At 63.2% G+C, this 12,941-nt stretch carries 7 protein-coding genes; 2 read left to right on the forward strand and 5 right to left on the reverse strand.

Annotated features, from left to right (window positions below; genetic code table 11):
• Nucleotides 1–77: 77 nt before the first annotated feature.
• Both A9K65_RS31830 and trxA read right to left on the reverse strand, forming a co-directional pair.
• Complete coding sequence (locus A9K65_RS31830) at nucleotides 78–5,207, reverse strand: shikimate kinase (protein WP_064995676.1); 5,130 nt, start codon at nucleotides 5,205–5,207, stop codon at nucleotides 78–80.
• A 278-nt stretch (nucleotides 5,208–5,485) separates the two neighbouring features.
• Nucleotides 5,486–5,806, reverse strand: coding sequence for a thioredoxin (gene trxA / locus A9K65_RS31835; RefSeq protein WP_064995677.1), 321 nt, complete (start codon nucleotides 5,804–5,806; stop codon nucleotides 5,486–5,488).
• Nucleotides 5,807–7,860: 2,054 nt separating this feature from the next.
• On the opposite strand from trxA, the gene A9K65_RS31845 reads away from it, so the two are divergent.
• Nucleotides 7,861–8,301, forward strand: coding sequence for a hypothetical protein (locus A9K65_RS31845; RefSeq protein ID WP_013533589.1), 441 nt, complete (start codon nucleotides 7,861–7,863; stop codon nucleotides 8,299–8,301).
• Between the two features lie 378 nt (nucleotides 8,302–8,679).
• Nucleotides 8,680–9,018: a hypothetical protein gene (locus A9K65_RS31850; RefSeq protein ID WP_084016304.1), complete on the forward strand. Its 339-nt coding sequence runs from the start codon at nucleotides 8,680–8,682 to the stop codon at nucleotides 9,016–9,018.
• A gap of 26 nt (nucleotides 9,019–9,044) precedes the next feature.
• On the opposite strand, the gene A9K65_RS31855 is transcribed toward A9K65_RS31850, so the two are convergent.
• From A9K65_RS31855 to A9K65_RS31865, 3 genes are read right to left on the reverse strand one after another with little or no spacing between them, the layout of a single operon-like run.
• Nucleotides 9,045–9,944 (reverse strand): alpha/beta hydrolase-fold protein, encoded by a 900-nt coding sequence (locus tag A9K65_RS31855; protein ID WP_063170037.1) that lies wholly within the window; start codon nucleotides 9,942–9,944, stop codon nucleotides 9,045–9,047.
• A gap of 21 nt (nucleotides 9,945–9,965) precedes the next feature.
• Complete coding sequence (gene fhuB, locus A9K65_RS31860; RefSeq protein ID WP_084016306.1) at nucleotides 9,966–12,014, reverse strand: Fe(3+)-hydroxamate ABC transporter permease FhuB; 2,049 nt, start codon at nucleotides 12,012–12,014, stop codon at nucleotides 9,966–9,968.
• Entirely contained in the window at nucleotides 12,007–12,882 is an 876-nt protein-coding gene (locus tag A9K65_RS31865; RefSeq protein ID WP_064995680.1) for an ABC transporter substrate-binding protein, read from the reverse strand. Before A9K65_RS31865 ends, fhuB begins: the two co-directional genes overlap by 8 nt.
• Nucleotides 12,883–12,941 lie beyond the last annotated feature (59 nt).

Here is a 12,941-nt window from a genome sequence, read left to right on the forward strand (position 1 = left end):
TGTTAGCATTCGGCGCGAACCCGCCCCCTGCACCAAACCTGCGAAAGGACCTGATCGTTGTCGCCTAAAGCTTGTTGTCATCGACTTGAGCGTTCTCTGCTTCTCATGGAAGATGCTAAATCCGCTCGTGCGTTATTGCCGGCCAGCAAAGGCTGCGGGTCGGCGGTGAGGGTGTCGAGAGGCGGCAGTTCACCTTGACTCATTGGTGCCGCCGGCGCCTGGATGGTTTCCACGACTGTGCCGGAAGCACCGGAGACATGTGACATCTCGGCAGCGGGCGTCAGGGCGGCTTCTCTCTCCCTGCTGCACAGAAAATCGTGGAGCGCCTCCACGCAAATGCCGGCGTTCTTCTTGTCTTTTCTAAAGGTCGGGACCACCTTGATATCGGCCTGTTGGTAGTCTGGCCCGCGCTTTTCTAACATGTTTTCGAGCTGCTGCTTGATGTCGGGGCCTTGCAGCAGCGGCCGGCCGGTGTCGCCCGTGGAGCGCTGCTGCAGGTGGAGGCGCCTGCCGATCTCATCCAGGTCGGTGTTGAGCCAGATTGACACCGCCTTCTCGCGGATCAGGTCTCGATTGGGCTGCTTGACAAAGCCGCCGCCGCCGGTTGCGATGACCATGGGGCCTTTCTTCAACTGCTCGGCGAGCTCTCTAGTCTCCAGCTCCCTGAAGTAGGGCTCGCCACGGCGCTCGAATATATCCTTAATATCGCCGTGCCCTTTGATGATAAGTTTATCGATGTCGACAAACTCCACCCCCAGCTCCCTGGCAAGGCGGGGGCCGATGCTCGACTTGCCGCTCGCCGGCATGCCGACGAGCACGACCGGCCTCGTACCGAGGGCCGCGACGATCTTGCCGGCATGCGGCGAGAGAATGACCGCACTCTGTTGTCTTGCGACGGTGGGCGACCTGGAGGTCCCTGCCGCCCTCGACCTGCTTTCTCCTGACGAGCCCCAGTGTAATATGTCCCAGGCACCACGGGGAATGGGGACCAGCTCGCATTCGCTCTGCGCGCGCTGCGCGAGCTCGGCCCGGTAACTGGCCGGCGTATGGAACTCGACCTCGAAGCGATAGTTCTGTGCGGTTCTGAACGCCGTGTGAACGCCGCGTAACCCCTGCGTGTCCATCCTGATGAACCAGTTGGTGGTCTCGACCTCGCTGCAGTCACGCTCCTCGAAGGCCAGTGCCGCCTTCCTGAAGGCGCGCGTAAAAGCCTCGTCCGGGATCTCAAAGACATGGCGCACTGCACTGGTGACCAGTTGGGCATCCGGCGCCGCGCTCACGCCCTGGCCGGTCAACTCGTTGGCTGTCCCGATCTGCCCACGCGACCGTTGATCAAGATGCGGCACCTGCACCTCGATGCCGTCCTGCCGCAAAAGCTCGGCAACCGCATGCACAGTTTCGGTAATCGCGCTTTCTTGCGCTTGGGCGAGGGCGGCTTCGAGCCTGGCGCGCTCCAGGGCCTGTTCGCTGTTCGGCGCTATCCTGCTGGCGGGGTCGTCGTAGGCCGGAATTGCTAAGGCGCTGGGCAGTATTCGGTTTTCGACGGCGAGTCTGATCGAGGCCTCCATGACCGACGCCGCCAGCGTGGGGTTGTCCTTCAGATCCGCCAGGCTGCCATCGACGTCGAACCGGCCCTGTTGGAGCTTTGCCGCCTGCGACTTGACATAGGGCGCCGACTTGAAGCCCGGCCTCTGCTCTATGAGCCGCTGCAATTCGGTGGTTTTTTGCATGAACACTCGCGCACCGGTTTCGGACTTGTAGGCGTCCGTGCCGACCTTGATGCCGACGCTCAACAGATTGATCGCGCTTTCATGCAGATCGACCGGGTTGTAGCCGTCGGGCCGCGGATCAATGCGCGCCTGATAGCGGTTGAGCAGGAAGTCGACGCGTTTCCTGGCATCAGCGGTTGCCGGATAGGATTCGCTGAGTTTCGGGAAGAGCGCGGCGGCCTCGGCGCTGACGGCAGGCTTCGCGCCGGTTGAGGCCACGGATCGCGCAAACTTCTGCTTGACGTCCGACTGCTCATGAGCCGGCTCGCTATTGAGCTGCAGGTTCCAGTCCTGGAGCTCGGCCACTAGCAACGCGGCCAGTTCGCAGGCCACCGGATGCCGGGCGGTCTTGCTGTCTTCCCCCGCCCTGGCGATCAGCTCATGGAGGGTCTGGCCATTCGGCCGATCTTCCTGCAACAATGCACGGATGTCGGCCTTGAGCTCTTGATGAATGCCCTCGTAGGTGCCGAAGATGGCACGCTCAGCAAACCAGCGTTGCGCCTCCAGCGGCTGCGCCAGCACGTTGCGCTGCAGGCAGCTGTAGGTCTCCAGCACCAGCCCGGTGGCCGACAGGATCTGCTTGGACCGGCTGAACTGGTAGCCGCCTTTCTCAATGGCCGGCGTGTGCGACTTCGGCGGCTTCATCGAGGCGATGCCGCGCGCCTGCAGCTGCGCGTCGAACTGGCGCACATGCTCGTAAAGGCGAGGCTGGTCGCCGATGATGATGACGGCATCGCCATCAAAATCGCCGTCGAGCATTTTTTGTTGGACGGTCGGAACCGCAACCAAAGAGCCGGGCGCGAACACCTCCGTCGCCTGCAGGATGCCGACGCACTCGAGCGCGGTGTCGGTCTTAACCCGGTCCTTTTCCTCCAGCCAGCGCGAATGGCACTTTACGTCCTCGGCAGACATCACCATCCCGCGGTCGGCGAAGTCCGCCGGCCACATTTCGTCGGGCACAACGATCAAGACGCCTTTGGCAAAGAAGGTCGGATCGTCGGCGGCAAGCCTAGCCCCCGATCTGTGCGCGACGTTGAAGCTGTATTGGAAGGCCACGCACCGATCCAGGAACGCCGCGGTGCGGTCGCCATCGCGCGCCGACCTGACCCGGTCGGCGGCGAACGGGCGCAGGTTGGGCTTGTCATAGGGGGAGCGTCCGACAAGTACGCCAGCGTCACGGGTCAAGGTCTTGCTCTTGCCCGTCGGCACATACAGGCATTCGTCACTGGACGGCACGGCGATAGCGTTCGAACCCTCGATATGCCCGCCCGTGACCGTCCGAAACAGCTCCTCGGTGGTGAGGCTTTGATGGGTTTCGAGCCACGCCAGAGCCTTCTCGCGGGTCTCCTGTGCCACCTCGACGCTGCGCGGATAATGTTGCAGCGCCGTGGGCGGTACCGCCGATTGCCTTTTATCGGCAAAGGCAGGCATCCGCTCGGGAGCGTCGTGGCGAGCCCGGGCAACGGACGGCATGCGCTCGGCCAGCGACGCCCTGATGAAGCCGCAGCCGTCATGCGGCCGCAAGGCGATCTCGCCGTCTCGCCCCTCGAACCGGAAGGGATGCACCGCGCCTGCGGGGCGGTCGGGCAGAAGGGACAGCTTGAAGCACCCTTCCAGCGCATAATCATGCGGGCCAACGTCGGGGATGCCCGGCGGCGCGGCAAATCCGCGGCGCTGGGTATAGTAATAGGCTTCCTTGAACGGCGCCCAGGCCCGCGACAGCTGCTCAAAGGCCGTACCCGGAGCCGTCTCGGCATAGGGGATCGCCAAAAGCTTGCCGCTTGGGGCCTCTGCGGCCGTGAAGGGCAGGTCAGAGGCAAGCTGGTTAAGGCTCCTTTGCGGCGGCTTCAGTTTGCTGCCGCCGAACAGGTCCATGCGGTAGGGCACGCCCTCCACGGCCACCGTGCGTGTCAACATGGCGCCAGTCGGAGTTCCCTTTAGCTGCACCGCCACCACGTTCACCGCGCCCGAGGTCAAGCGATGGAAAATGGAATAGCGCAACTCGGCTTCGCTGGCCAGCGGCTGGCCTTGCATGTCGACCACCGGCAGCCGCATTAGTCCGGCATCGCCTTGCGGCGGTCTCGGCTCTTGGTCCATGGCCTGAAGCACCCGATGAACATCGAAGCTGGCGGCTGCATGCTGGGCCTGGATCATCGATGCGTTCTGCGCCATGAAGGTGTCGAGCGCTTCGAGCGGTTCCTTCGCCTCGATAGAGGCGATCACGTTCCAGCTCTTGTAGGAAAGGTCGGCGTCGATGAGGGTGCGGGCGCTCTTCAGTATCTGCCTAGTCTTGCCATGCAGCTCTTCCTGCCTGGCCCGCAAGGCGAGCTCGTCGCCGTCGACATAGGGCCGCCGGTAGAGCGTCTCCAGCACCGCCCGGGTCTTGAGCACCTGATGGATCGAAAGCGCCGGGCGGCGGCTTGCATTGGCGCCGCTGGTACGCTCGGCCTGGCCTGCTGCGAGATAGGCATCTATCTTGTGTTCCACCACCGGCTGGATGGCGTTGAGCAGGTTCAGCGTCGACTTGCGGTGCCAGCGCAACGCCGGCTTCGGGCTGCGAGCTAGTGGCAGCAGGGAGCTGCAAAGATTGCCCATCGTCTCGAGGTTGTTGTCGAGCTTAAACCCGGGAGCGGCACGTAACACCTCGAGCCTGTCCAGCCCCGGCTGTGCCAGCATACCCAGATCATCCAACAACTGCGCCTTGCCCAACGCCTTGAATATACCCGCGACGGCATGGACATCGGCCTGCTGGAGCCGATCCTCGGCATATTGCAGGTAGTGCGCCAGCTGATGCAGCCGGTCCTTCAGCAAGGCCGGTTCGGCGACCTCGCCGGCGGTCTCTCCCGCCTCGATACCCCGCGACAGGCCATTGGCGATCCTGACTAGTGCGGGCGTGCCGAAAGCACTGAAGCGACGGCCCTTGGAACCGAGCTCGCTGGCGATGGCAACGATCGCCTTGCGTGCTTTTTCTTCTTCCGGCCACTTGCCGAAACCGTTCACCAGATTGGCCAATTCTGAATCAGAGAATCCGTCGAGATTGCCGTCGCGGGCAACCACCGCGCCGGCGATGGCAAGCGTCGCTTCGCGCGTCTCCTGCTGGTCCGGCCATCTGCTGAAGCCGTTCACCAGATTGGCCAACTCTGGATCAGAGAATCCGTCGAGATTGCCGTCGCGGGCAACCACCGCGCCTGCGATGGCAAGCGTCGCTTCGCGCGTCTCCTGCTGGTCCGGCCATCTGCTGAAGCCGTTCACCAAATTGGCCAACTCTGAATCCGAAAATCCGTCGAGATTGCCGTCGCGGGCAACCACCGCGCCGGCGCTGGCAAGCGTCTCTTCGCGCGTCTTCTGCTGGTCCGACATTGCGTCGGAGACGCGGTGCGGGCCTTCTTCGCTATCAGGACGCCCTGCTTGTCCGACCAACTCTCCGGTACTGCCCATATTCCCTCTCCGATCCAGCAAGACGCATCGCCTAAGCCTGTCAACAACAGGGCGTCATTGGTTGAGTGCGGTCACGCGAACCTGCAACGGCATGCGTGAAAGCTGCGGCATTCACGCAACGGCAACTGCCTCGACAACGCCCCAGTGAAAAGCTTCCTCGCCACTCGTTCGTTCCGGCATAAAGCGGAAGCACAAAGGGCTGAGCCCTGTACAAATGCCAATAAATCACTATGAACCCACGGGGCGGATCTACGGTTTCTTCATTTGAGCGACCTCGATCAGGCAGCGTTCGAAATCCAGTTCAAAAGAGCTGTCTTCGGTTTGGCGCCGACCGAGAAATCGGCCACTTCGCCGCCTTTGAAGATCGCAAGCGTCGGAATGGAGCGCACGCCCAATTGGGCGGCGAGTTCCGGGTTTTCATCGATGTTAAGCTTGGCGATCTTGATCTTGCCTTCCATCTCGACGGAGATTTCCTCGAGGCTCGGAGCAATCATCTTGCAGGGATCGCACCATTCGGCCCAGAAATCGACGACGACGGGTGCTGCGGATTCCAGAACTTCCGACTGGAAGTTATCGATATCGACTTTCACGGTAGCCATGGCTGCTCCTTTGACCGAAGAATTGTTGAATCAAATGTGACGGTTTCCGGCTTAGCCGAACGCTGTTTCCACTTTGACTGAGCCCGAGTTAGATGATGTAAGTTTTGCCAGCGGCAAATGGACCTTCGTTCAACATCGAATGCGCCGATTGGAGCGTGTCCTGCAATGAAGATCCAAAGTTCTGAAGGGTCAACGTCGAAACGGGTTACATTCGTAATGTGGATAGATCGGACATGCTGGACCGGCTCGCAAGCATGGGATCTCCGAAGCGACGATCTACAATTGGAAGCCCGCGGCAAGGCCTGGCAGATAGTCTGCCCCTGTCGCCGGACGGCATCGCGCACGATAACCATGACGTGACAGCGCAACGGACGGTGCGACCAGATGATCTGCGAGGGGAAACGCCACGCCGGCTTGGCTTGCCAATGACTTCAATGCCAACCCACGGCATAGAGGGGTCCGGTAAGCTTGGCGCCATTGTCATTGGCGAAGCCGTCGGCGAGCACCACGATTTCGTCGAGGACCGGCCGCGATAGCCCGCTTTATCGGAGTGGAACGCAGGGCAGTGGCGTTGCGACAAAAAAGCTCGCGGCCTGCGGCCCGCGCCCGTCATCCCGTTCTGCCAAGCGAAATGTCGTCGAGATCCTCTTCGATCACCCCAGCCGCGTATAGCTGATCGAGCAGGTCGGCGATGGCAAGGACGCTCGCTGCATCCGTGACCCCCATAATCAGCTCCGAGGCTGTACAGTTCCCGCTCGCGATTAGATGACAATGGAAATCGGAACCACCCCGTCGAGCACTCGATGCTGAATGTTCCGTGAGCGGAGATGGAAGCAGTGGTCCCCCGCCTCGTGTTGCAGGTCTCCGCGGAAGCGAATTGGCCGGTTGGGAGGCGGGTTTTCGAGCATATTCGTCGACGATGCCATCGAGACCCTCCCGGAACTCGTCGGGCGTGCTGAAGACACGTTGAGACATTATTCGGTACCCGAGAGGCCAGCGTTCGTTACCGGCGTCACCAGTTGTAAACGTCCCTGCCGCATATTTGCCAGAGAGCCAGAAACACAGGCGATAGTCGTGGGACAGCCCTCCGGCACGGCGATTGCGGCATCTTTGCCGGACGCCCTCCTCCGCGCGCGTGCGCGCCCGGTGAAAGCCTTTGCGATCGGCCCGTCCTTGCCCCGCAGGATGAATTCGACCCCATCAGGTCCTCGGGCGAAAACGCCGCGTGTATCTGATTATGATCGTCCGTGCTTAGCACCGAGAAACGATTGGTCACGCGACCGTGGCGTTCAAACAGTTCGAGCATGCGGTTGGCAGTTCGCCCGTGATTTGATGGTAGTCGAACAGAAAACGGTCATACTCCGAGTGTCGATCGGGTCTGTGGCCCAGCAACAGAGTCCAGTGCGGCACGCGACATGGGCCGAATTGCTGCCGATCACATCACCATCGCAATGCGAGTTGGCGATCAGGTTGACCGTCAGGGAAAGTACGGCTCGAGTGAGGCGTTAGGCACTTCGACATCCCAGGTAAGAGCCCTCCATTGCCGAATTTGGTCTAAGTGTCCGCGTCCAGGTGACCAAAACTCACTTTAATGGCTGCGATGAGGGCGAAGCAGTCGTTCAGGAATTTTGTCCGCAGGGGACACTCTGTCCAAGTTGCAAACATCGCATGGCAAATACATGTGACTTGATTGTCGATGGATAGGTGATAAGTCGCTGCGATGCTCGACTGCATCTAGGGTGCGGCGGCGTCGGACCGAAAGGCAATGTTCGGGAACCGAACCAATCCACAGAAATATTTTGTTGGTATTTTTGTTGGTCAGCGCTGCTGCTGCTTCATAACTATGCAATTGAGAAACCAAGTGCTATTTTCTCTGCTTGGATTCCGCCTCTGGGCACCATTTTCCCGTGGTCCGTTCTGGGCACCCCCGTCGCGTCGCCGCCTGCATCGCCAAGTGGAATCACTTTGCGCACGTTAGCCCGCCGGCCGATTTAATTTGCTTGGCCACCCCTCAACCCTAGGGCAAACTGCCCGTTGGGGCTGCAGGAGGTGAAATGAGAGCACGCGCAGCAACGCTTGGGGATCTGGAGGATGTCTTTCGCGGTCTGTCCAAGCGGATGTCGGACGAATACGTCGCTGCCGGCAAGGACAGCAAGATCGCCTACGACAACCTTATGATGAATTTGAAGGAGGGCCGCGCGCACGCGCTTGTCGAGGGTGACAAGGCCGTGGCGATCATCGCCTGGCATGAGAACAGCGACGCCGCCGACACGCTGTTCGCCGCACGGGAGGACTTCTTCCGGGCCACGACCGTCCGTTTCTGCAAGCGGCATATCAGGCATATCCAGGCGCTCGCCGGCAACCTCGCCATCCATTCGCGCAGTTGGCTCCAGGGGCCGGATGTCGCAAGATGGTTCGGCGTCATCGGCTATGTCGAGCGCGGCCGGGAGAACGGCGCCACTTTGTTCGAGCTGCCGCCGGCTCGCATCGGCTAGGAAACCCTGGGCTGGTCAAGATCCCTTGCCGCAAACACCGCCACCCTCTCGCGATCGCCCGCACAGGTTCGTCGATGCGGGTCACCGTCTTCGGCTCCAGGATCCCTTGCTCGGCGGCCTTCTGAACTGCCTTAGCAAGCGGCTTGCGCCGGGCGCCGATTGGCGAGATGTTATGGGAGGGCAACCGGGGGGCAAACCGGCACGCCGAGACAGATATGGCTGCTGGAAATGTCACGAGCTTGCTTCGCCTTTCTTGCCTTTGTTGCCTTGGTGAGGCCGGTAGGGGCAGGCGAGTGGACGTCTCATCTGCTTGACCGCCCAAGCCTGGCAACCGCCTATTTTCGCCAAGCCGATCTTGTGACTGCATACGCGACCGCAATGGCGCGCTTCCGTCTGCAGTTCGCAGGGCGTGCCGGCGAAAACAACCTTGCGGTCCCTCTCGAACCACTGCTTTTGCGGGCGGAATTCCGTGCGCGGACATGGCGCTCGGCGGACGGCAGCCTGTTGCAAGGCTTTGCCGGCAAGGGCGGCTTCCGGCTGACTATCGGCAACTGCCTGGCGCGCATCTGCGCTGCCAGCGAATGCAGCGATGCCGGTTGGCCGGTTTACGCCTGCAGCGACGGAGGCAAGCGCAAGATGTCCGTCACGGATTTTGTGACGGCAAACTTCGGCGGCGTCTCCTACCGCCGATTGAGCGCCTCCCCTTCACAGGAATGACAGCGCCGACCGTCTTGCTGCGGCGTTCAGCAAAGGGCGGTGTCCCTCCTCACCGCAAACGCCGCCTGCACCGCGCGATTGACGGTGACCGGCAGGATCGACATGTGGTTCTCGCCGGCATGCAGTTCGAAACTGGCGCGCACGCCCGGGAGAGCGTCAAGACGCTGCGCCATTGCCCGCGCGAATGCGTCGGTGCGTGTCACCTTTTTCTGCTTCAGGCGCTTTTCCTCGTCCTCGGCGCCAATCTGGAACGGCGCCAGCTTCTCGGTCTCGTACTCGCCGGCCGACAGGATCATGGTCGCCGCCAAACCATCGGGAATGGCGGCCTCGAAGGCTTCGAGAAAGCGGTCGATGGCACGCTCTTCCCAATAGATGGCGGGGCTCGCCGCGATCCAGGTCTGAAAGGAAGAAGGCCGCGTGAACAGGGCGTAGAGCGCAAACAGGCCACCGAAAGAATGGCCGTAAAGCGCCTGGCGGCTGGCATCGACCGTGACCCGGCTGGCGACCCACGGCTTCAGCTCATCCTCGATGAAAGCAAGGAATTTCCCTGCCCCACCGGTCCGGACTTCGGACGTGCCTTCGTGGAAGGGCGGGTAGGTCTTGCCTGGCGGCGGGCCGAGATCCCATGAGCGGCGCAGCGGATCATAGGCGCCGTCGACGGGATAGCCGATGGCGACGATGACGCCCCAGCCGACATTGGTGCCCGTGGGATAGAAGGCCTGCGCGCGCATGGCGTCGACCGCCGTGCCGATGACGGCGTTGCCGTCGGTCATGTAGAGGACCGGCCAGCCGGCCTCGGGCACCGGCCCGGACGGCACATGCAGGAATATCCGCCAGGGCGCGCCGCCCTGCGCCGGAACAAGATCGTGGACCGCCGTGTTGGCGATCAGGGCTGGCGTCGCGTTGGACATGGATATCTTGGACATGGATATCTCCAGGCAAAACGGTCAGCGGCGGCGCAGCAGCCACATCAGCACCGGGCCGCCGATCAACGTGGCGACGAGACCGGCCGGGATCTGGCGCGGGAAGATGGCGATCCGGCCCACCCAGTCGGCGGCGACCATGATCAGCGCGCCGGCGAGCACCGCGCCAATGGCCTGCGGCAGCGCACGGGAAAGGCCAAGGCGACGAGCAAGATGCGGCGCCATAAGGCCGATGAAGGTCAGCGGACCGACGATCAGCGTCGAAGCCGCGGTGAGTGCCGCGACGGCCAGCAGCACGAGAAGCCTCGCCCTCTTCAGGTTGATGCCAAGGCCCTGAACGGCGGCGGAGCCGAGCGGCAGGATGTCGAGCCAGCGCATGAAGAAAGGCGCGAGCGCGAAGAGGCAGACCGCGATACCACCGGTCAGCAGGGCGTCACCGACATCGACGCCATAGGTCGAACCGGTCAGCCAGTTGAGCAGCAGCATGGCGCGAGGATCGCCGGTCGCGGTGAGCACCAGGATCAGCGCGTCGAACAAGGCCGTCAGGGCAACGCCGGCAAGCAGCAGCCGCTCCGGCGCATAGGCGGCACGACGGCCGATCGCCAGCGTCACCAGCAAAGCGGCGAAGGCCCCGATCGTTGCCGCCGCCGTCTGAACCGGGCGCCCGGCATCGACGAGCGCAAACAGCGCCACCATCATGCCAAGGGCGGCACCGGCACTGATGCCCAGCACTTCGGGGCTGGCCATCGGATTGCCGGTCAGCCGCTGCATCATCAGCCCGGCAAGCGCCAGCATCGCCCCGGCACTCAGCGCGGCAAGCACGCGAGGCCACCGCCACGACAGCAAAGGCTGCAGCTCGTCGCCGAAGGCGAAGGTCCAGCCATGCGGACCCGGTTCATGGAGCAGGGCCAGCCCGAGCAGCAGAAGCAGAGCCAGGCCGAGTGCCATGAGAACAAGGCCGGGCCGGCTTGCGCGCGGCAGGCGCACGGCCATCAAGGTCGGGGCTTCCGAGCCAAGCGCAAGGCGCGGCAGCAGCCAGAGCAGCAGCGGCGCACCGAGAAGTGCTGTGATCGCTCCGGTCGGCAGCAGGTCGCCTTGCGGCCCGGTGGCGATCTGCACGCCTTGATCGGCGGCCCACAGCAACGCGCCGCCGATCAGCGGCGCCATCACCAGTTGTTGGCCAAGCCGCCGGCCACCGCCGATGCGCGCGAGCGTCGCCGCGGCCAGGCCGACGAAGCCGATGACGCCGACAGCGGCAACGACAAACGCGATCAGCGCGACGGCGGCCGCCAGTCCGGCGAAGCGATAGGCGCCGAGCGGCACGCCAAGGCTGCGCGCGCCTTCATCGTCGAGGCCAAGCAGGGTCAGGGGCCGCACCATGAAGAAGATCGCAAGCGCAGCAGTGCCGATGCGGGGCAAAAGCCACAGCGTCGTCGACCAATCCTGCTGGCCGAGCGAACCGGCGCCCCAGATGAACAGGCTGGCCAGCCATTCGTGCCGCAGCACGATGAGAGCGGCACCGATGGCGCCGGCATAGAGGCTGACCACAAGCCCCGCCAGCACCACCGAAAGCGGCGACAGGCCCTTGTGCCAGGACAGAGCGATGACGGCGGCAAGGGCCATAAATGCGCCGGCCAGCGCCACCCATTCGCGGCCGAAGGCAAGCAGGGACGGTGACAGAAGCGTCGCCAGTGCCAGCGCCAGATAGGCGCCGGCCGAGACGCCAACGGTTTCAGGCGAGGCGAGCGGGTTGCGCAGAACCCGCTGCAGGACAGTTCCGGCAAGCCCGAGCGCCGCACCGCACAAAAGGCTGATCGCAAGACGGGGCAGGAAGGCATAGTGGACGAGCACCTGCCGCATGTCAGCGATGTCGGGAGCGGCGAGCGATTGGAGCCAGAGCGCCGATGGCAGTTGCACGGTGAGGTTCGAGACGGTTGCCGCTGCCGCAGCCGCGAGCAGCACCGCGCAAAGGAGGATCGCGCCTACCGGCTGATTGCTGGAAAAGCTCCACACGGGGGCCCGGCCGGCCGACGCAGGCTTCCCCCTTTGGGCAATGGCAGCATCCTCAGCCATGGGCGGCCTCCGCGGTCATCGCCGATGCCAGGACCCGAGCAAAACGGCTCGCGGATGGAAGCGCGCCAAACATCAGGACGGCAGGAAGGCGCATGATCGAGCGGTTGCGCACGAAGGGCATGGCATTCCAGACCGGACTTTCGGTCAGCGTGCCGCCGGCGCCCTCAGGCAAGGGTTCGAGATAGGCGAGGCGCGCATCGCTGGATGTCGCCAGCCCGTCGATGCCGACGGTCGAAAACCCCCAATAGTTGGTCTCGGCCGTCCACGCGTTGCTGAGCCCGATGCGGTCGAACACCTCCTGAAACAGGCTCTTTGCGCCGTAGACGCGCACATTGCGGAGGTCCAGGAAGCTGACGACATAGATCGGCCGTGCCGAAAGCGGCGCCAGTTGCTGGCGAACCTCCAAAAGATACGCGTCTGTCGCCGCGATCAGCGCCTCGCCTTCGCTTTCCTTGCCGACAAGCCCGGCGAGCTGGCGCGTCGCCTCGAGCGCGCGCCGATAGGGTTGCCCGGCCTCGGTATAGAGCCCGATCGTCGTCACTGGAGCCACGCGTTCGAGCAGCGGCTTGATGCCGTCGAGATACGGCATGGACAGGATGATGTCGGGCCTGAGCTGCTGCAGGAATTCGAGATTGGGCTCGAGCAACGTGCCGAGATCGGCAATGTCGGGCGGCAGCCGCGGCTCGACCACCCATTTCTCCCAGACCTCCCGATCGGCAATGGCGACCGGGCTGACACCGAGCATGAGCAAGGTCTCGGTCAACCCGTCATCCAGGCAGACGATGCGCAACGGACGGGCTTCAGCCGTGGAGGACCCCATGCCGGCGAACGGCAGCGTAAAAAGCCCGAGCGCCTGGCGCCGGGTCATTCGGCTGCGCAAATGATCGGGCGCGGCTCTCGACTGGGGCTCTTGGTCTCTCTGCAATG

The sequence above is a fragment of the Mesorhizobium sp. WSM1497 genome (genome assembly GCF_001672455.2).
GTDB lineage: Bacteria > Pseudomonadota > Alphaproteobacteria > Rhizobiales > Rhizobiaceae > Mesorhizobium > Mesorhizobium ciceri.

Coding starts and splice junctions, on each gene's coding strand:
- A9K65_RS31830 (WP_064995676.1), bottom strand. CDS start 5,207: ATGGGCAGTACCGGAGAGTTGGTCGGACAAGCAGGGCGTCCTGATAGC.
- trxA (WP_064995677.1), bottom strand. CDS start 5,806: ATGGCTACCGTGAAAGTCGATATCGATAACTTCCAGTCGGAAGTTCTG.
- A9K65_RS31845 (WP_013533589.1), top strand. CDS start 7,861: ATGAGAGCACGCGCAGCAACGCTTGGGGATCTGGAGGATGTCTTTCGC.
- A9K65_RS31850 (WP_084016304.1), top strand. CDS start 8,680: ATGGCGCGCTTCCGTCTGCAGTTCGCAGGGCGTGCCGGCGAAAACAAC.
- A9K65_RS31855 (WP_063170037.1), bottom strand. CDS start 9,944: ATGTCCAAGATATCCATGTCCAACGCGACGCCAGCCCTGATCGCCAAC.
- fhuB (WP_084016306.1), bottom strand. CDS start 12,014: ATGGCTGAGGATGCTGCCATTGCCCAAAGGGGGAAGCCTGCGTCGGCC.
- A9K65_RS31865 (WP_064995680.1), bottom strand. CDS start 12,882: ATGACCCGGCGCCAGGCGCTCGGGCTTTTTACGCTGCCGTTCGCCGGC.